The 18,533-nt window shown below is 40.9% G+C and carries 15 protein-coding genes; 6 read left to right on the top strand and 9 right to left on the bottom strand.

What is annotated here, in order from left to right:
* The first annotated feature begins 306 nt into the window (after window positions 1–306).
* The 5 genes from treB to FE392_RS01720 all read left to right on the top strand — a co-directional run bounded on the left by treB (window position 307) and on the right by FE392_RS01720 (window position 5,968).
* Window positions 307–1,740, top strand: coding sequence for a PTS trehalose transporter subunit IIBC (treB, locus tag FE392_RS01740; protein WP_319928511.1), 1,434 nt, complete (start codon window positions 307–309; stop codon window positions 1,738–1,740).
* Between the two features lie 47 nt (window positions 1,741–1,787).
* A complete protein-coding gene (gene treC, locus FE392_RS01735) occupies window positions 1,788–3,446 on the top strand; it encodes an alpha,alpha-phosphotrehalase (protein WP_319928510.1) in 1,659 nt (552 codons plus the stop codon).
* 263 nt (window positions 3,447–3,709) lie between these two features.
* The gene (locus tag FE392_RS01730; RefSeq protein ID WP_319928509.1) at window positions 3,710–5,050 is read left to right on the top strand and encodes a PI-PLC domain-containing protein; all 1,341 of its coding nucleotides are present in this window, start codon (window positions 3,710–3,712) and stop codon (window positions 5,048–5,050) included.
* A 111-nt stretch (window positions 5,051–5,161) separates the two neighbouring features.
* Window positions 5,162–5,641, top strand: coding sequence for a hypothetical protein (locus tag FE392_RS01725; RefSeq protein ID WP_319928508.1), 480 nt, complete (start codon window positions 5,162–5,164; stop codon window positions 5,639–5,641).
* Window positions 5,642–5,968 (top strand): lysozyme inhibitor LprI family protein, encoded by a 327-nt coding sequence (locus FE392_RS01720; protein ID WP_319928507.1) that lies wholly within the window; start codon window positions 5,642–5,644, stop codon window positions 5,966–5,968. It abuts the gene before it with no gap.
* Window positions 5,969–6,033: 65 nt separating this feature from the next.
* On the opposite strand, the gene FE392_RS01715 is transcribed toward FE392_RS01720, so the two are convergent.
* From FE392_RS01715 to FE392_RS01705, 3 genes are all read right to left on the bottom strand, one after another.
* On the bottom strand, window positions 6,034–6,486 hold the full coding sequence (locus FE392_RS01715; RefSeq protein ID WP_319928506.1) for a GNAT family N-acetyltransferase: 453 nt from the start codon (window positions 6,484–6,486) through the stop codon (window positions 6,034–6,036).
* A gap of 132 nt (window positions 6,487–6,618) precedes the next feature.
* On the bottom strand, window positions 6,619–8,382 hold the full coding sequence (locus tag FE392_RS01710) for a GNAT family N-acetyltransferase (protein ID WP_319928505.1): 1,764 nt from the start codon (window positions 8,380–8,382) through the stop codon (window positions 6,619–6,621).
* 538 nt (window positions 8,383–8,920) lie between these two features.
* Window positions 8,921–9,388: a nuclear transport factor 2 family protein gene (locus FE392_RS01705; RefSeq protein ID WP_319928504.1), complete on the bottom strand. Its 468-nt coding sequence runs from the start codon at window positions 9,386–9,388 to the stop codon at window positions 8,921–8,923.
* Window positions 9,389–9,495: 107 nt separating this feature from the next.
* Between FE392_RS01705 and FE392_RS01700 the strand changes: the two genes are divergently transcribed.
* Window positions 9,496–10,065 (top strand): TetR/AcrR family transcriptional regulator, encoded by a 570-nt coding sequence (locus FE392_RS01700; RefSeq protein ID WP_319928503.1) that lies wholly within the window; start codon window positions 9,496–9,498, stop codon window positions 10,063–10,065.
* Between the two features lie 81 nt (window positions 10,066–10,146).
* Here the strand turns inward: FE392_RS01700 and FE392_RS01695 are convergent, their stop codons facing one another.
* The 6 genes from FE392_RS01695 to FE392_RS01670 form a co-directional block, all read right to left on the bottom strand.
* A complete protein-coding gene (locus FE392_RS01695) occupies window positions 10,147–10,356 on the bottom strand; it encodes a hypothetical protein (RefSeq protein ID WP_319928502.1) in 210 nt (69 codons plus the stop codon).
* A gap of 10 nt (window positions 10,357–10,366) precedes the next feature.
* Window positions 10,367–13,429, bottom strand: a complete 3,063-nt coding sequence (locus FE392_RS01690; RefSeq protein ID WP_319928501.1) for a type I restriction endonuclease subunit R — start codon at window positions 13,427–13,429, stop codon at window positions 10,367–10,369.
* A 4-nt stretch (window positions 13,430–13,433) separates the two neighbouring features.
* Window positions 13,434–14,558, bottom strand: a complete 1,125-nt coding sequence (locus FE392_RS01685; protein WP_319928500.1) for a restriction endonuclease subunit S — start codon at window positions 14,556–14,558, stop codon at window positions 13,434–13,436.
* Window positions 14,559–16,052 (bottom strand): type I restriction-modification system subunit M, encoded by a 1,494-nt coding sequence (locus FE392_RS01680; protein WP_319928499.1) that lies wholly within the window; start codon window positions 16,050–16,052, stop codon window positions 14,559–14,561. It abuts the gene before it with no gap.
* A gap of 12 nt (window positions 16,053–16,064) precedes the next feature.
* Window positions 16,065–17,558: a type I restriction-modification system subunit M gene (locus FE392_RS01675; protein WP_319928498.1), complete on the bottom strand. Its 1,494-nt coding sequence runs from the start codon at window positions 17,556–17,558 to the stop codon at window positions 16,065–16,067.
* 643 nt (window positions 17,559–18,201) lie between these two features.
* Complete coding sequence (locus FE392_RS01670; RefSeq protein WP_319928497.1) at window positions 18,202–18,465, bottom strand: helix-turn-helix domain-containing protein; 264 nt, start codon at window positions 18,463–18,465, stop codon at window positions 18,202–18,204.
* Between the last annotated feature and the right edge of the window lie 68 nt (window positions 18,466–18,533).

Raw genomic sequence — 18,533 nt, 5'->3', positions numbered from 1 at the left:
ACAAATATAGATAAACACACTAAAATCATAATCACAAGATATTAGTTGCGGAATTAATTAAACCCCTCCATTAATAAATTTAATGAATATAAATAACTAATAAAACTCAATGTGATAGTTCAAAGTGTGATCCAAAACTCAAACAATACATATTTTCATATTAAAAAGCATGAAATCTGACTAGGATAAATTTGCCATTATTGCAGTCTATTCATTATCTCATCACGAGCATAATCATTCTGTTAATCGCATTGTAGATAGAAAATCCCATTATTTATCACTCCTGCCATACCAAGGAGAAAAGGCATGAAGAAAAAATCTATAAATCAAAAGGATATTGATAAACTTATTACTTTAATCGGCGGAAAAGAGAATATCGCCTCCGTCACCCATTGTATTACTCGCCTCAGATTTGTTCTCAATGCCCCAGAAAAAGCCGACGCCAAAGCCATTGAAGAATTACCGATGGTTAAGGGTTGCTTCACCAATGCCGGCCAATTTCAGATTGTTATCGGGACAAATGTGGATGTTTATTATAAGGCCCTTCTTGAAACCACAGGCCAAGAATCCGCCAATAAAGAAGAGGTTAAACAAGCCGCTCGTCAAAATATGAAATGGTATGAAAATGCAATTTCACATTTTGCCGAGATCTTTTTCCCATTACTGCCCGCACTGATCAGCGGCGGTTTGATTCTCGGTTTTCGCAACCTAATCGGCGATATCCCATTCAGTGATGGTAAGTCGCTCTCACAACTCTATCCTGTTTGGCAAAGTATCTATGATTTTCTCTGGCTCATCGGTGAAGCAATATTCTTCTACCTCCCTGTAGGTATTTGCTGGTCTGCGGTCAAAAAAATGGGAGGCACCCCCATTCTGGGAATTATTTTGGGGATTACGCTGGTTTCCCCACAATTGATGAATGCTTACCTATTGGGCCAACAAACTCCCACAGTTTGGGATTTCGGTTGGTTTACAATTGCCAAGGTCGGCTATCAGGCACAAGTGATTCCTTCCCTATTGGCAGGTTTGGCATTAGGCTGGATTGAGACTCGGCTGAAAAAGTTGATCCCGGATTATCTCTATCTTGTCATTGTTCCCGTTGTTTCTTTATTACTGGCCGTTTTCCTTGCCCACGCCCTGATAGGCCCAGCCGGCCGTGCTATCGGTGATGGTGTTGCCTGGGCGGTGAAAGGATTAATGACAGGCAGTTTTGCTCCCATCGGGGCGGCGCTGTTCGGTTTCCTCTATGCGCCGCTGGTAATTACAGGTGTACACCAAACCACGTTGGCAATCGACTTGCAAATGATACAAAGCACCGGCGGAACCCCAATTTGGCCGATCATTGCACTCTCCAACATTGCTCAAGGTTCTGCTGTGGCTGGAATCATCTGGGCAAGCAAGAAACAGAAAGAACGAGAAATTTCCGTTCCGGCAGCGATCTCAGCCTATCTGGGTGTTACTGAACCTGCTATGTATGGTATTAATCTGAAATATCGTTATCCGATGTTTTGCGCGATGATAGGCGCAAGCCTGGCTGGTTTAATTTGTGGTTTCAATCACGTGACAGCCAATGGTATTGGCGTCGGCGGTATTCCTGGGATCCTTTCCATTAAGCCCCAGTTCTGGATGGTTTATTTGGTCGCAATGCTTGTTGCAATCGTGGTTCCAATGTTGCTGACCATTCTGGCGTATCGCAGAAATGAGCGCAAAGCAGCCCAGGCCTATGAAATAACCAGTTAATGTAATCAAAATATCCGATCAAACGTATTAAATTAACAGGTATAAATATGACCGAACAAAAACCGTGGTGGATGGACAGTGTTATCTACCAAATTTATCCGAAAAGTTTTCAGGACAGTACAGGTAAGGGCACAGGTGATATCAACGGGATCACCCGACGGCTGGATTATTTGCAGCACCTCGGCGTGGATGCTATTTGGATCACCCCCATTTACCCATCTCCACAAATTGATAATGGCTATGATGTCGCCGATTACTGTGCCATCAACCCCGATTACGGCTCCATGGCGGATTTTGATAATTTGGTGCAAAACGCCCATCAGCGCGGCATCCGCATCATTCTGGATATGGTTTTTAATCATACATCCACCCAGCATCCCTGGTTCCAGGCCGCTCAGGATATTCACAGTCCCTATCGTCAGTTTTATATCTGGAAAGATGGCGTTGAAGGCACCCTGCCCAACAACTGGAAATCTAAATTTGGCGGTAATGCATGGCAATGGCATGCAGAGAGCCAACAATATTATCTGCACTTATTTGCTGTAGAGCAGGCAGATCTGAACTGGGAACATGAACCTGTTCGCACTGAATTGAAAAAAATCTGCGAATTTTGGGCCGATAAAGGCGTGGATGGATTGCGGCTGGATGTCGTGAATCTTGTCTCCAAGCAGCAAGATTATCCAAATGATGATCGTGGAGATGGGCGTCGATTCTATACCGATGGCCCCCGGATACATGAATTCCTGCAAGAGATGAGCCGTGATGTTTTCCAGCCCAAGGGGTTGATGACTGTTGGCGAAATGTCTTCCACCGTTCTTGAGCACTGTCAGCGCTACAGTGCATTGGATGGAACGGCACTTTCCATGACGTTTAACTTTCACCACCTGAAGGTTGATTACCCGAACGGGGAAAAATGGACTCGCGCCAAGCCTGATTATGTGGAGTTGAAAAAGATTTTCTCAACTTGGCAGCAAGGCATGCATCAAAAGGCTTGGAATGCGCTTTTCTGGTGTAATCATGATCAACCCCGCATTGTTTCGCGATTTGGTGATGAAAATGAACTGCGCAATATATCTGCCAAAATGCTGGCTATGGTGCTGCATGGCATGCAGGGAACGCCATACATTTTTCAAGGCGAAGAACTTGGCATGACGAATCCGCATTTCACGCATATTGAAGATTATCGGGATATCGAAAGCCTGAACATGTATCAAGAGCGCATAGAACGGGGCATGCAGCCAGAAGAAATACTGTCAATTCTGGCTCAGAAATCCCGTGATAATAGCCGAGCGCCTATGCAATGGGACAATTCCGCGAATGCCGGTTTTACGACGGGTACACCGTGGATTGGGCTTTGCAGTAATTACGCTGAAATCAATGCCGAAGCGGTATTGCAGGACAAAGATTCTGTTTTCTATTGCTACCGCGATCTGATTAAGTTGAGAAAGCAACAACCTATTCTGATATACGGCGATTATTTGGATCTGCTTCCTGAACACCCGTCACTCTGGTGTTATCTGCGCCGCTGGCAGAATCAAACCTTGCTGGTTATCGCTAATCTGAGTAATGAAACACAATTGTGGTCTCCGGAATCTTCGCTGGCAGATAAAGAATGGCAAGTATTAATCAGTAATTATCCGTTTTCCATCAATAAAGATTATGAAATCAGACCTTATGAGGCAGTATATTTAATTTCCACCTCATAAAATGATTTATTATACAATGTCATTTGTATAATAATTATATGTAAAATAAATAAATGCGTATCTCTGTTAAAAAGAGATACGCACACTCCAAAATACATTAAATAAATTAACGCAAAATAAAATAACCAATTAATAAACCAATACTCCCTCAATGTAAAAATACCCTTAAAGCAAGTTGGCGATTTGATAACGTCTGCTATACTTAAATTACAAACCCTATTTAAACTACAAATAAAAATCATCTTATAATAAGGGGTATTATTATGCTGAGTTGGTATAAAAATATTATTGTCATGAACAGTACCGTTCATGACTGGAAAAAGATTGGCGAGCATCTACCAAATATAAGAATTTCCTTTCCAGAAAAGTCAAAATTAATAAAATCAAAAAGTGTATTTGAGCTAGATCTCACTTTTTATACTGATAGTGATGTTGCACATGATGATTTTGAAATAAAATATCAAATAATGGATTCTCAAAACAGCACATTCATCATTCGTGGCAAAATTGAAGGTTCCAAAGAACCCGATATGGAAGTTTACCTAGAAAATTTAGAAACAGAAAATCAAGCAAAAGGCTCGGTTGTAGCACTCCCCACAAGATTAAAAAGCACCTGTTTATTATTTTTCATTGGTGAGTCTGGCCATTATATAGGGCCTAGTATAAACGCTGAATCTTGGATGCAAGATCACCGAAATATACTGGGAGATTACTCACTGGAGGAGATTTGCATTCCGGGTTCCCATGATGCGGGAATGAGCAGTGTTACATGGATAACCACTTTTGCCAGTGAATGCAATACATTAACTCAGACAAATAATATTTTCGGACAATTGAAATTAGGCACACGATATTTTGATATCAGGCCTGTCATTCAAGATGATAAATTCTATACTGGGCACTATTCAAAAATCGTTTTGGCATGGGAAGGGGCTAATGGGGAATCGCTTGATTCTATCATTGATGGTATTAATCAATTTACCAAAAACAACAATGAAGTGATTATCATAAGGCTTAACCACACTCTGACTTTAGATGTGTGTGGCTTGTGTACTTATCGCGAATTTAACCAAGAAGAATGGTTTAAACTGTTTGAAAAATTAACGAATGTCAACCACCTATATTATCTTGATAGCTTACCTGACATTTCAGTACCAACCGTTAATGAAATGACAAATAATGGAACTCGCCCGGCGGTTTTGTTCCTTGTTGGAAAAAAAGAAACCAATATTGATTTGGGTAAATATAAAAATAAAGGATTCTTCTATATGAGCGATATGGATATGTACGATGAATATTCACATGAAGATGATTTAGATAAAATGGCCGATGACCAAATAAATAAAATGAATGAAAATTCCCTCTGGCAATATTTTTTATTGTCATGGACTTTAACCCAAAGTATTGAGGAAGCAGTATCATGTAATAAAATTGATTCCTACAGCATCAAGAGCTTGGCTGATCATGCGAATGAGCGTTTAATACCAATTATATATCCCTATATTACAAAAAGAATATATCCTAATATCATTCATATTGATAATGTGAAAGATGATTCAACAGCAATTTTGTCTCTCGTTATCAATTGGACAATTCACTCTTAATAGTAATAATAGAAAAGTTAACTTTATATTGATACTGAATATATTCATAAAATGGCATACTCTCAAAATCTGTGTCATACTTTTTTAATCTCAAACAGAGGGTATGCCATTATGTTTTATTCAAAATACTTAACTTATTTTGGCGCTAGCTGTCTACTCTTGTCTTCTATCGCGCAAGCGCAAACACCATCTACGCAATTATCCTTGAGCCAGAAAAAATACCTGGAAAAACAAATTAGTGAACAAGTAACAGATAAATCAGCACTGAAAGAGATAGAAAGTTGGTCTGATACCAAAAAAATCGCTGAGTTTATTTGCCGCCCTTTTGCTTTACCTGTTATTAAGAAACATCACAAAGATGCCGACAAAGTTTTTCTTGGTGAAACATCACCAAATGATATAAAACTGACATCTTCTTCTGAATTGGTTGGCATAGGCATGTACCGGACAGGCATGGATTGGCATGATATCCGGTTTACCTGCAAATTGGATGCCGCCGGTAAAGCACAATCTTTCACATTCGAAAAAATAGTGCTGCCCAAATTGCAAACCGGGCCAGGGCCTGTTGTTCTGCCTCATAAGGAAAAGTAAATGAAATATCTCTGGTTGATGTTGCTAATCCTGTCTCCGTTCAGTTTTGCTGCCAGCTTTGACTGTGCAAAAGCCAAGGCGCCTGATGAAAAAGCGATTTGCTCAAACCAAAAGCTGAATGATCTGGATGTGGAAATGAGTGTGAAATATAACTTTCTGCGAGGGTTGTTCGCGATGGGCGTATCAGGTGAAATGTATGATAACCAAACAACATGGTTGAAGCAGCGCCAAAAATGCAAGGGCGATACTGCTTGTTTAATGCAGAGTTATCATAAACGCATCAATCAATTAGATACGCTGTATGACTCGATAGATAAACCAATTTGATAGCAACAATTCAGGAACTCAAGGAGAGGTTTTCTTTCCTTGAGTTTTTTCATGTAACAACCATCTTACCCTTGCTTATAAATATCCGGACGAACTATTTGCCAAACATAATGTTCAGCACCAACAGGTGCATAACCAAATTTTTCATATAGCCAAGGTGCCGTTGATGTGACAAGCATAATTCGTCGTAACCGCTGTATCACAGGATGGGCTTGGCAGCATTCGATTAGCCAACGGCCTAGTTTTTGTTTCTGATATTCCTCTAATACATAAACATCGCACAGGTAGCCAAAAGTAGCGAAATCCGTCACAAATCTGGCAAAACCGATTTGGACTTTATCTTTATACAACCCAAACGTCAGGCTGTTTTCAATGGAACGTTTTACTGTTTCGTGATCAATTCCATCGGCCCAACCTGACGCATAGGTCAGAAATTGATGAATGGCTGTAATATTTAATAGCGATTTATCAGTTGATACTTGGTATTCTTCTTTTACCCAGCAAAAAATTTCTTGCATACATTACCTTACCTTAAGGACTTATAAATTAATATTTTTATATAGTTTGTTATGGTTAAAATCCCTTTTCTGGTAATACCGATATAAAAATAATTTCTACTGCCTGATAATTTAATTCCTCTTCACACATTTTCAGACAATTTTGGCATATATGTTCTGATGATGAAAAATACCATTAATTAATTCAGCATCGTGCAATTTACCCTCAAGCTGAAAACCGCAACGTTTGGCTACATTGTTACTGGCCGTATTTTGTGTGCTGCATGTGATTACAAATCGCTTAATTAGCTCCCCGCCAGAATAGTGATTAACCAACGCATTCAACGCTTCAGTAACGATACCTTTCCCCTGCATTTTAGGATCGAGCCAGTAACCTATATAAGCGGCTTTATTTTTGTTATCAATGCTATTGAATGACAATAAACCCACTGGCGTATTCTCGTGCAAAATAATATAAGTTTTTCCTACGTTTTTTTGATGCGAGAGCTGACATGAATCCATAAATTCTGCGGTATCGTTCTCACTGGTTACAAAACGCGGCCATGCCATAAACTCACTAAAGTAATCACGGTTTTCATTGATGATGGTATAAAGACCGCGAGCGTAATTCCGTGATGGCGCCGATAAAACTAAATTAGCCCTGACGATGATGGAATCGCTCTTGTGTAACAGATCGCGAGGCACCAGCTCAGACTCCGGCGGCTGTATTCGGGCAAGCTCAATTTTGCCATCCAGTAGCGCATATACAGTGGGTTTCCGACGGCTCCACTCTGCACCAGTTTGTAGATCATACGAGCCACACCCCCGGATGAGGAAATGGCACCCTTTCCTGAAACCATGCCGCCCCACCGGAAGGAAAGTATCATTTTCGACGCTATTATAGCCAGCCGCAACCTGAGCATAATTTGGCTCTGCCAAGGAGCCGGCATCAATGACAGTAAAGGAATGGGCAGATTTGTGTATTGACGGAACCCAATTCATCCCCAGATTCGTCTGAATAACTTCCGCGTTATAGCGCCACTTGCTGCCAAAGGCTTTTCCACATAAATATCCATTTTCTTCACTGAGGTAACGGCCTGATTCAAAAATAAGTTTCCATTTCTTATGGTAATCATTGACATAATCTCCCAGTAATTCATGAAGTTCCCTGAAAAATACCTCTGGCGACAACGTTTCAATCGCTACACTTTCAGAGAATGCTTCTGCCGATAAATCACAGCCAAGACTGAGGTGCCCTCCTGCCGGAAGATTTTCAATGAGAAAAGGCAGCCAGTTACTCAGATTTTCGATTAATTTACGGGATCCAGATTGGTTTGAGCCTGTGTGTAAGTGAAAGCCAGCCAGATGCAAATAGCTGGATTTAGATAATAACGGTAAGATTTTTGTCAGATATTCATCTTCAGTCACCCCAAAACGGGACGGTTTATTTTCGCGATACATATGCGAAAGACGAATACCCACGCCGCACTGTTTGCCTTGTTTAGCGGCAATTTTTTCCAGCCTTTCCAATTCCTCAACACCGTCTACCAGAATAAGGATATTGTTTTGAACGGCATATGACAGCTCCTTGGATAACTTCAGTGGGCCATCCAGCATGATGCGATTATGTGGAAACCCTGCCGCAGAGCTCATGTACATCTCTTCAATGGAACACGCTTCTGCACTGACGCCTTCATCTGCCATGATCCGGCAAAAAAGCCCCAGCGAACAAAACTTCAGTGAGGAAGAAATTTCAAAGTTATTGAAAAAGTTAGCACAGGAAGAACGAAGTATTTTTACTTTTTGTCGCACACTGTCGGCATCAAAAATAAAAAAAGGCTGTTCTGGATCAACACCACTTTCAAGAATAGTTCTAGCTGCTTTCAGAATAGGTAGAGACGTTATTTTTTGTGCCATAATGGTATCGTTACTCCCTAATAATGACGTTGTGTATTCAAAAAATCACAATCCAAATAAAAGAGTAACTAATTTACAAGAAATCACTTCTGATTTTTACCCATATATTAATATAATAATGTTATATGGCTTCGAATAATAAATGAAAATCAGTTATATCATCAAAAAAATAAAATTCATCTATACAAATAACTCGTTGATTTTTATCATTTCGGATTTTTAGGGAGTATTTATCCGATCAGTTTTCAACAAGTTTCCTCTTCAGGACAAACCATTTATTAAACTTCCTCCATGTTAAACCACAACATTTCATTAATTATCTCTGATTTTAATTTATTAAGTTCTTTCAAAAAACACCAAGAAAAAACAAATTAATAAAAAAGCCTCTAAATTTCAGACAATAAACATCATGAAATATGAGGCAGACATATTAGCCAAACATGAATTTGACAAGGAAATGATAAATATTTTGCCGTTATGATATCGCTAACTATCTACTAGGTGCTTAAAAATAAATTAGCTCAGATTTAATTGAAAATTAAAGCCCGAATTCAGAAAGCCCGGGATGATCATCAGGCCTACGTCCCAATGGCCATAAAAAAAGGCGCTCCTCTTCCCTGATAGGCATATCATTAATACAGGCATATCTGTTGATCATAAGCCCTTGTTCATTAAATTCCCAATTCTCATTGCCATAGCTGCGATACCAGTTTTTTGAATCATCATTCCACTCATAGGCAAACCTGACAGCAATACGGTTCCCATCATAAGCCCATAGTTCTTTAATTAATCGATATTCTAATTCCTTTGACCATTTCCGACGTAAAAACTCCACCACCGCTTCACGCCCATCAACACATTCAACGCGGTTGCGCCAATGAGTATTCAAAGCATATACCCCTGCCACTCGCTGTGGATCACGGCTGTTCCATGCATCTTCAGCCAAACGAACTTTTTCAATTGCAGTTGCTTTGTTGAAAGGGGGTTTTGGGGCACGAACTTGCATAGTATTGCTCCTGGTTAATGAGGTAGACAAGTCTGTCTACGTTTTTCATCGTAATACAAGTAGACAGATCTGTCTACTTAGTTGATAATTTTATGAAAGGAGTCAACATGCCAAAAAATATCTCAACTGCACGTGAACGCATTCTCCAAGTTTCCCATGACCTCTTTTACCAAGAAGGCATCAGGGCAACTGGAATAGACCGTATCATCAAAGAAGCCAGTGTCACCAAGGTCACTTTCTATCGGCATTTTCCGTCTAAAAATGATCTGATTATGGCTTTTCTCGAATACCGGCATCAGCGCTGGATTAACTGGTTCAGCACCACATTAACCACTGAAATGTCAGTGAGTGGTACACTCATAAAAGCCCTGCCCGCTGCATTGGAAAAATGGTTTATCAGCCCAGAATTTCGTGGCTGTGCCTTTATCAATTCAGCTGTTGAATTTTCTCAGGCATTACCAGCAATATCGCTTGCCGTGCAATCCCATAAGCAAGAAATGACGGAGATCCTTGCAGGATACCTTCCGGCTGCATCTGAAAAATGGGATCTGGCTAGGCAAATGACATTGCTCATTGATGGAGCCATTGTAATGGCACAATATGGTGAGAAAAGTAATCAGGTCGTATCTCTGCTGGAACAGTGGCTGTCATTACATCCGGGGCTTTTGGGTAAGTAATTAGTGCTAGGATCTGTTTACTCATATTTATGATAATGTAGGTATAATTTTTTCACCAAACGGTCAAACAGGCTGAAATTTTCAGGGAGTTTGGGTGCGAGATTTTTGACCTGTCCTTTGGATGATAGTGATGTGGTGGACGCACTCTTTTCCAATCGCGGACTGTGTCATCTTCACTTGGTCACTTACTTCGTGATGAAAGCGAAAAACTTTTACCTGACGACCACACTCTAATATCAGGGTATTCCCTGTATCTTGGAGCCACTGAATATGTTCGTCAGTCCACAGCATTTTTTATTTCCTAATAATGCTCTTCTATATATCCATAAGCTTTCGCGAACAGCTCTTGATCTTTTCCTAGGCCAAACTGGGCCAAAGTTAGCAAGAGCGCCTTTTGAATTTCTCTAGGACCACTGTTGGATGTTTGCCAACCTTCAAAGCGTGTTGAACGCACAATCTTGTCTATTTGCTCGACAACATCACCGATGAGCTTTGGAGTACTTTCAGGGCGAGTTTCTAAGAACAGTTTTGTTAAAGCCTGTTTATTATCTTTTTGAGTAACGGGTGACTCACCTGTTTCACGCTCAGCTTGAACAGTATCTTTAGCTGTATCAAGTAGTCCTTTCAACCAATCGATAGCTTTGATGACTCCGGCTTCATAGTCTTGGCGAAGTTTTTCCAGACGTTCACCAAGAGCAACAAACGTAGGATTACCACTGCTGCGTAAACGGCCCATTAGATCAATTTCAACCTGGGCGGCACGCTTCTCTTGCTCTTTTTCGGTTAGTGTAAAGATGGCATGCTCGTCCATGATCAATTCATCGATATCATTACGAATACGTTTGATATCTGTATGTTCATGAATCATCTTGATCGTTTCTGGGCCTAAAGCCGCCCATACAAGAGCACCGGTTTGGCCTACTGGGCGCACCGATTCATAGATTTGTACTAGCCACTTATAATCAGCGCGATAAGGGGTTAGAAATACATCAGGGTTGATTGCAGACCACAGCTTAGCGAGTACACCAAACGCAGCTGCGAACTCATCACGCTTTTCGTTGGTAGGTAAGCACGCCTGTGCTTCCATAATTCCTTCAAACCCTTCTAGGGTTCTGTCTACATTTGGAAAGAAACTTAAACACTTATTTAGCTGCAATGGCAAAAGCCCTTTAAAAGCTTCAATCCCTTCAATCACACCGTCAATTTCATCTGGATTATATGCTAACGCAGTACGCAGGTTTTCGAATACACCCAGATAATCAATGATAAGCCCCATTTGCTTTCTTACGTTGTCCGTTTCATACAAACGGTTAGTACGACACATTGCCTGTAACAATGTGTGGTCACGCAGAGGCTTATCCAGATACATGCAGTAACAAATCGGTGCATCAAAGCCTGTCAGTAGCTTCGCTGTAACGATCAATAGCTGTATTGGTTGTTTAGGGTCTTTATAGCGTTCAATCAGGTCTTTTTGCTTTTGCTCGTCATTATCGATTTCCTGCCACCGTTCAAAATCCGCTTCTTGGATTGGCAAATCAAGATCGCTGCTCCACCTGAGCCAATCTTTATTTTGTTTGCCATCTTTGCTGCCACCTTGCTCTTTGATTGGTGCTTGATCGACGTTCATCACTACTTCTACAGCATCAAAACCCAATCTTTTACCTAACAGGTAGTACATCTGTACACACGCATCGCGATCATAGACCACCACCATGCCTTTCATTTGTTTAGGTTTTACATGGCTGTTGAAATGGTTGGCAATATCATCACTAATCGCCTCCATACGTCTTGGTGATTTAAGCATAATGGCAAGCCTGCCAGCGCGTTTTGAAAGCGCAGTTTTCTCTTCTTCATTCAACCTATTTTCTTCAGCCATTTTCTCAAAGGCTTCATCAATGGCAGCACGATCAACACGAAGCTCCGCTAGCCGTGGCTCAAATTTGACCGCATTTGTTGCACCATCACGAATGGATTGCTTATAGCTATAGCGATTCATGTATCGTCCTTCATCCTCTTCTGCTCCAAAGAGTTTGAAGGTATTGCGGTCGATACCAGAAATTGGCGTACCCGTTAAGCCATAAAAATGTGCATTAGGCAGTGCCCAACGCATTTTATCCCCCAACGAGCCTTCTTGAGTACGGTGCGCCTCATCCACCAGCACAATGATGTTTTCACGACTATTTAACCCATATGGGTTGTTATCATCTATTTCGACATCTTTAAATTTAAAGATGGTAGTAATCAAAATGCCGCGACTATCTTGTTCAATATGCTCACCAAGCTTTTTACAGCTTTTGACTTTAATGAGGTTTTTAACGTCTGCTCCACCGAAGGTTTCATTAATTTGACTATCCAGATCTCGGCGGTCAACAACAATTAACACGGTAGGGTTTTTAAGTTCATTGTCGGAACGCAGCATACGAGCGGCATAAAGCATGAGCAGAGATTTACCCGAACCTTGGAAGTGCCAGATAAGCCCTTTTCGGGGATAGCCTTTTTTCACACGCTCAACAATTTGTTTTGCGGCCTCAAACTGCGGGTAGCGGGGCAAAATTTTTATCCGTCTTGGTGGCGTATCCTTACCCATTTTCACAGTAGAAAACAGGGCGAATGATTCAAGCATTTGCAGTAAAGTTTGCGGGTTTAATAGCCCTTCAGCACTATCTAAAACCGTTGCCAAGCTTGGTAAAATTTCATCACGTTGCTCAGTTTTATGCCATGGGCCCCAATCTTTAGCACGGGCATTAATTGCACCGTAGGCAAAGGTTTTGCCTTCAGAAGCAAAACACAACAGGTTGGGAACAAAGAACGGTTCAACATTCTTCCAATAGTGTTTGCTGCCCCCCATAAAGTCAGCTGCACCATCTTGCCAAGTCACGCTTGGGCGAGTCGCGGCTTTCACTTCTCCTACAACCAATGGCAATCCATTGACATATAGGACAATATCGAAAAACACTTCGGTGGCCGCAATGTAATGAACCTGCTGTGACACCACAAAATGGTTATTTTCGATGGTGTCGAAGTCAATCAGGTTAATAGTGATATGGTCGCCGTTCTCACCAAATGGCAGGCTCTTTTCTGCCATCAACCATTCTTGGAAGTTCTCATTCGCTTTTACTAAGCCAGTATGCTTGGCTTCCAGAATTAAACCACGCAGCTTATAAATCACTTCATCGGCATAGTCAGGATTTTTTTGAATATCAGGATTTAACGAACAAAGCGCGTCTTTTAGCCAAGTATCAACAAAGATATCTTGGGTTTGTTTAGGTAAGTTCTCACCATGACAATAGTTCCACTTCATCCCGCTTAACGTTTTTAAGCGGTCAATAATTCCATTTTCTGTAACGGTTTGTTCGTTAAACATTTTTCTAACCCCTTAATAATTTCATTTTTATGTCTATTAATGCACTTTTTTTGTTTTTAAGGTTATTAAAAGAATCTCGACACTCAAGCAGAACTGAATTGATTTGAACAATCTGATCGTTACTTAATTTTGCTATCCTTAATTGGCTAAGAACGTTCCAATCTGCTCTTGGCATCTTTGTACCCTTTGCAGAACTCATAGCATTTCGAGCAAAAGTTTCACTACAAAAGAGAGAAGCTAAAATCAATCCCATTTCAGAAGTCTCAGGTTTGAGAACCACCAAGTCTGATGAACAAACACCTTCAAATGCTGTAAGCGCAGCTTTTCGCAAATAGGGTCTGATTTTTCCATACAAAATATCGCCACTTTCAAATCTAAGCTTTTGGCTGACAATCCCTTCTAGATCTGACTTATTAATTTCCCAGAAGTTTTTTGCACTTAAATGCTCAAAACCAACATAGGTACTTTCTTTAGCAAACTGTTCAGGACCAACTCTAACTCGTTGTTCTCGACACATTTGGCCAACTGATACTGAGTCTTGCTCGATTTTTCTTGGACAAAGCAACAGCTCATTAATAACTGATTCAATAAATTTTTCTTGGCTATCAATAGAGGAATCAATTTTATCCAAAACACCATCAATTCCAGACAATAGTCTTACTAGTGACACTTGCTCTTTTTTTGAAGGTAATGGAAAACGTTGCTCTGACAATGTTTTCCATTTAATGGTCGGAGATAGAGAACCTTCAGAAATTGCTACTGCACGACTCATAAATACTTCAGACTGCATGAAAAAAGGCAAAAACTCAGGAATTACTATCTCTGAATTAGCTTCCAGAACCATCGCATGAGCCGAGCAAATACAATCCCAGTCAGCTACAGCCACCTTACGCTGATAGGCCCGACGCTTGCCAAAAATAATTTGGCCCTTTTTCACCAATAGCTTCTGTCCCGCAACGTCACTAGGTACGCCATGTCTCTTAATCTTTAAACTATCGGGATCTAAATGTTCCAAACCAACATAAATCTCTAACTCGGTTTCGCTCGGTTCGACGCGCTTGGAAATATGCCTAGCGATATCGCCAAACTTAACCATTTGCCAACCATCTGGTAATTGTTTTGTTGTCATTTACTGCTCCACCTTGCTCACTTCGATGCCGTAGCCCAGTTCAGCAAGGCTCTCAAATAGCTTATTGGCTTGTTTCTTTAACTGCACTCGACTCGCTTCCCATGCTTCAATCGCATGTTCAATATCATGTGTTTCTTCGCTATTTTTTGTTTTCACATAAAGCGGAATAGAAAGGTTATGCTGGTTTTCCCGAATGACATCTAAATCTACCAACGCTGTGATATCACTTTGGTTATCCGGCTTAAAGTAAGCCTCAACCAAAACGTCTAAATCACCATTTGATAAACGACTGTGAGCACGTTCACGAGTGACATGTTCAACTCCATTAATAAACAAAATTTTATTCTTACGCTCTGCGGGTTTATTGCAATTAAGCACCACCACGCAAGATTCCATTGGCGAGTTGTAGAACAGGTTCGGCCCAAGCCCTATTACCGCTTCAATAATATCTGACTCAATCACCTGCTTACGAATTGCTTGCTCAGAATCACGGAACAAAACACCATGGGGCCAAAGCATTGCAGCACGGCCAGTCTCTGGTTTTAAGCTTTTAATGATATGAGTGTAAAAACCATAATCGGCACAACCTTGCGGTGGAACGCCGTACATATTCCGCCCATAAGGATCTGCTGCAAATTTTTCACGATTCCACTTCTTAATCGAATACGGTGGATTAGCAAAAATCACATCAAACTGTTTGAGCTGATCATTTTCAATAAACTTGGGATCACCCAAAGTATCGCCACGCATCACATCAAACTCTTCAATATCATGTAAGAACATGTTCATACGAGCAATTGCTGAGGTAAGCAAGTTTACTTCCTGCCCATATAAATGCACACTGCGCCACTCTTTTCCACGCAAGCGCAAGTCCATTACCGCATTAAGCAACATACCACCTGTACCACAAGTTGGGTCATATGCGGTTTCACCTGGCTTAAGCTGCATGATACGCGTCATTAAATGCACGACAGTGCGGTTGGTATAGAACTCCGCAGCCGTATGTCCTGAATCATCCGCAAACTTTTTAATCAAATATTCGTAAGCTTCACCTAGATCATCCTGAGTCACCGACTTAATGCCGAGTGGAATTTTGCTGAAGTGCTGAATCAGATCTGACAATAAATGATCCGGTAGACGCTCTTTGTTTGTCCACTGTGCGTCACCAAATACACCATGTAAACGCTCATTACGAGATTCAATCAGACGCAATGCGTTTTGCAGCGCTTCTCCAATATCTTTACTGGTATTACGGATTTTCGCCCAACTTGCTTCTTCAGGAATATCGAAGCGGTGGAACATTGGCATAGCAGCGTATTCAGCATCACCTTCATGCAATTCCAACGCTTCATTGTATTCTTCTAGATAAACGTCAGATAGACGCTTATAGAACAGCAATGGGAAGATATATTGTTTATAGTCAGATGCATCAATTTGCCCACGCAGGAACTCAGCCGCTCCCCAAAGTAGGTCTTCTAATTTCTTTTTGTTCATAGTACTCACAGCTCAAAAGCCCTCTTTAATCAGTAATGCTTCAAGCTCTTGTTCTGCTTGCTCAAGCGCAGCTAGCTTTTGTTGGAAGTCTTTTAACGCTTCTTCGACTGAGATAGTTTCTTCCTTGAGCGGTTTTTGCACATAACGAGCAATATTCAAGTTAAAGTCGTTCTCTTCAATTTCACTGTGCGACACCCAACGCGCAACACCTTCGATATCATCCGCTTTCGGGCCTTTCACTCGCATCTGCTGATAGATGTCGTGAATATCATCTGCTTGCTGCTCTGAAAGTGTATTTTGTGCTCGCCCCTTGGTATAAATTTCTTCTGCATTGATGATAATCACATGATCGTTGTGTGCTTTAGGTCTTTCTTTACGTAACACCAAAATGCAAGCAGGAATACCTGTCCCGTAGAACAAGTTTGATGCAACTCCAACAATCGCCACTATGCGGTTTTCTTGCAAAAGTTTCTTACGAATGTTGCCCTCAGCACCGCCACGAAAAAGGACGCCATGAGGCAGTACAACCGCCATACGTCCTTTATTATTCAGCGATGCAAACATGTGTTGAACCCAAGCGAAATCACCATTGGTTTTCGGCGCTAACCCATACTTAGCGCGGCCATAAGGGTCTGAACTCCAGTTATCGTATCCCCATTCTTTTAAACTAAATGGTGGGTTAGCGATAACACAATCGAAGGTTTCTAATTGATCATTTCTTAGAAATTTAGGATCACGAAGCGTATCACCACGAACAATTTCAAAATCCTCTTGTCCGTGAAGGAACAAGTTCATTCGTGCGATGGCTTCAGTAGTCAGGTTCTTCTCTTGGCCTTTGATCTTCAAAAGACGCGGATCTCCACCACTTTCTTTAACATGGTGGATAGTTTCCAGTAGCATGCCGCCTGTACCACAGGCCGGATCGTAAACGCTTTCCTTGGCTTGTGGGTCAAGAATGTTAACCATAAGGCGAACGATGGTTCGTGGGGTATAGAACTCACCCGCTTTCTTATTAGCTTTATCAGCAAAGCGTTTGATAAGGTATTCATAAGCTCGGCCCATATCGTCATTTCTAACGTTGGAGACACCGAGTTTTACCTTATTGAAATGGTTTAGCAGAGTAGACAGCAACTCATCAGAAAGACGATCTTTGTTAGTCCAGCTTGCATCACCAAAGATGCCATGAAGTTTTGGATTTACTAACTCAATACCACGGAATGATTCTCTCAGTGCTTGGCCAATATCCTTGGTTTCAGCAAATACATCTTTCCAATGACAAGCTAATGGAATTTGAATGCGGTGGAAGATATCACTTTTCGCAAGTTCCACATCATCAACTTGTTCCATTGCATCTGCAAACTCTTCATCGTAAACATCACAGATGCGCTTAAAGAAGAGGATGGGGAAAATGTAAGTTTTGTAGTCTGAAGCGTCGATTGGGCCTGTGATAATGTGGGCCGCATGCCAAAGGTGTGCTTCTAAATCTTTGAGACTTATTAATGTCATTGCTTGCTCTTATTCTCTTCTATCCACGCTTCTAGATTTTCACTCTTAAAGCGCCATGAACGCCGACTTTGTGAAACCAGGAAGCTTTCCTTCGCTTACTAATCTACATACTGTTTTTTCAGCCAATTTTAGACCCGTGACCACCTCTTTCAAGATTGATCTTTAATCTACCATTTAGAATGGCATTTCATATTGATTGAATTCATCAAATTTGAGGGTAATAGAATATGGGAAGATTGGCGAATGAACAACGGCCTGCATTGGATTATGCAATCAATTAAGGCGTTATTAAGCATGTTACATGTAGGCGTATGACTATTATGCCCGCCAATAAGACTATACTGTGGATAATCAATAGCAAGTATCATTGACCACTTCAGTATTTGACATTGTACAGATCGCCATCAGTCGCAGTTATTCGATCACAGGAGTACTTAAAATATAGTAACAAGTTGATTAACAATCATTTTAGTTTTATAAAGTCAACTATATACCCCCTTAAATACCCCCATAAAACTTCATCATAATTTGCATATATTGCACATAAAGCAATTGCATATTCATGCTCGTTATTTAGGAGCTATGCAGCCATGAGAAATGAATGATATTGAATGTTACTGTGCCTCACGGCTGGGGTATGAAGTTATTTGGCAGTACTATCGCGAACTTTACGTTCAACAAGATTACCGTTCATATCAAAATAACGGCTAGGCCAGATTTCTGATGGGTGAATATTGAGATAATTAGCAATAATCCATTCGCCTTTTGGCCACGGCCTGCTGAGTGTATTGGCTAATGTCGATGAACTGAGTCCCGCTTCACGAGAAACAGCCGCTAAGGTTGTACCCTTCTTGCGTAATGCAGCAATAATATCGGCCTGATGCCAGTCATTTCTAACATTATTCATTCCTGCTACCCCTTTCCATTAATTAATATTGATGGTGGCGATTCAAGCAGGGTTCGCAATACCGGAGA

Source organism: Xenorhabdus santafensis, assembly GCF_033949405.1.
Classification (GTDB): domain Bacteria; phylum Pseudomonadota; class Gammaproteobacteria; order Enterobacterales; family Enterobacteriaceae; genus Xenorhabdus; species Xenorhabdus santafensis.
Note: the sequence above shows the minus strand (reverse complement) of the source record. Positions and strands in the feature narration are given on the sequence as shown.

Excerpts from the sequence above, each read along its gene's own strand:
- treC (WP_319928510.1), top strand. The coding sequence starts at position 1,788 with ATGACCGAACAAAAACCGTGGTGGATGGACAGTGTTATCTACCAAATT.
- FE392_RS01675 (WP_319928498.1), bottom strand. The coding sequence starts at position 17,558 with ATGACATTAATAAGTCTCAAAGATTTAGAAGCACACCTTTGGCATGCG.
- FE392_RS01725 (WP_319928508.1), top strand. The coding sequence starts at position 5,162 with ATGTTTTATTCAAAATACTTAACTTATTTTGGCGCTAGCTGTCTACTC.
- FE392_RS01715 (WP_319928506.1), bottom strand. The coding sequence starts at position 6,486 with ATGCAAGAAATTTTTTGCTGGGTAAAAGAAGAATACCAAGTATCAACT.
- FE392_RS01680 (WP_319928499.1), bottom strand. The coding sequence starts at position 16,052 with ATGAACAAAAAGAAATTAGAAGACCTACTTTGGGGAGCGGCTGAGTTC.
- FE392_RS01685 (WP_319928500.1), bottom strand. The coding sequence starts at position 14,558 with ATGACAACAAAACAATTACCAGATGGTTGGCAAATGGTTAAGTTTGGC.
- FE392_RS01700 (WP_319928503.1), top strand. The coding sequence starts at position 9,496 with ATGCCAAAAAATATCTCAACTGCACGTGAACGCATTCTCCAAGTTTCC.
- treB (WP_319928511.1), top strand. The coding sequence starts at position 307 with ATGAAGAAAAAATCTATAAATCAAAAGGATATTGATAAACTTATTACT.
- FE392_RS01690 (WP_319928501.1), bottom strand. The coding sequence starts at position 13,429 with ATGTTTAACGAACAAACCGTTACAGAAAATGGAATTATTGACCGCTTA.
- FE392_RS01670 (WP_319928497.1), bottom strand. The coding sequence starts at position 18,465 with ATGAATAATGTTAGAAATGACTGGCATCAGGCCGATATTATTGCTGCA.
- FE392_RS01705 (WP_319928504.1), bottom strand. The coding sequence starts at position 9,388 with ATGCAAGTTCGTGCCCCAAAACCCCCTTTCAACAAAGCAACTGCAATT.
- FE392_RS01720 (WP_319928507.1), top strand. The coding sequence starts at position 5,642 with ATGAAATATCTCTGGTTGATGTTGCTAATCCTGTCTCCGTTCAGTTTT.
- FE392_RS01710 (WP_319928505.1), bottom strand. The coding sequence starts at position 8,382 with ATGGCACAAAAAATAACGTCTCTACCTATTCTGAAAGCAGCTAGAACT.
- FE392_RS01730 (WP_319928509.1), top strand. The coding sequence starts at position 3,710 with ATGCTGAGTTGGTATAAAAATATTATTGTCATGAACAGTACCGTTCAT.
- FE392_RS01695 (WP_319928502.1), bottom strand. The coding sequence starts at position 10,356 with ATGCTGTGGACTGACGAACATATTCAGTGGCTCCAAGATACAGGGAAT.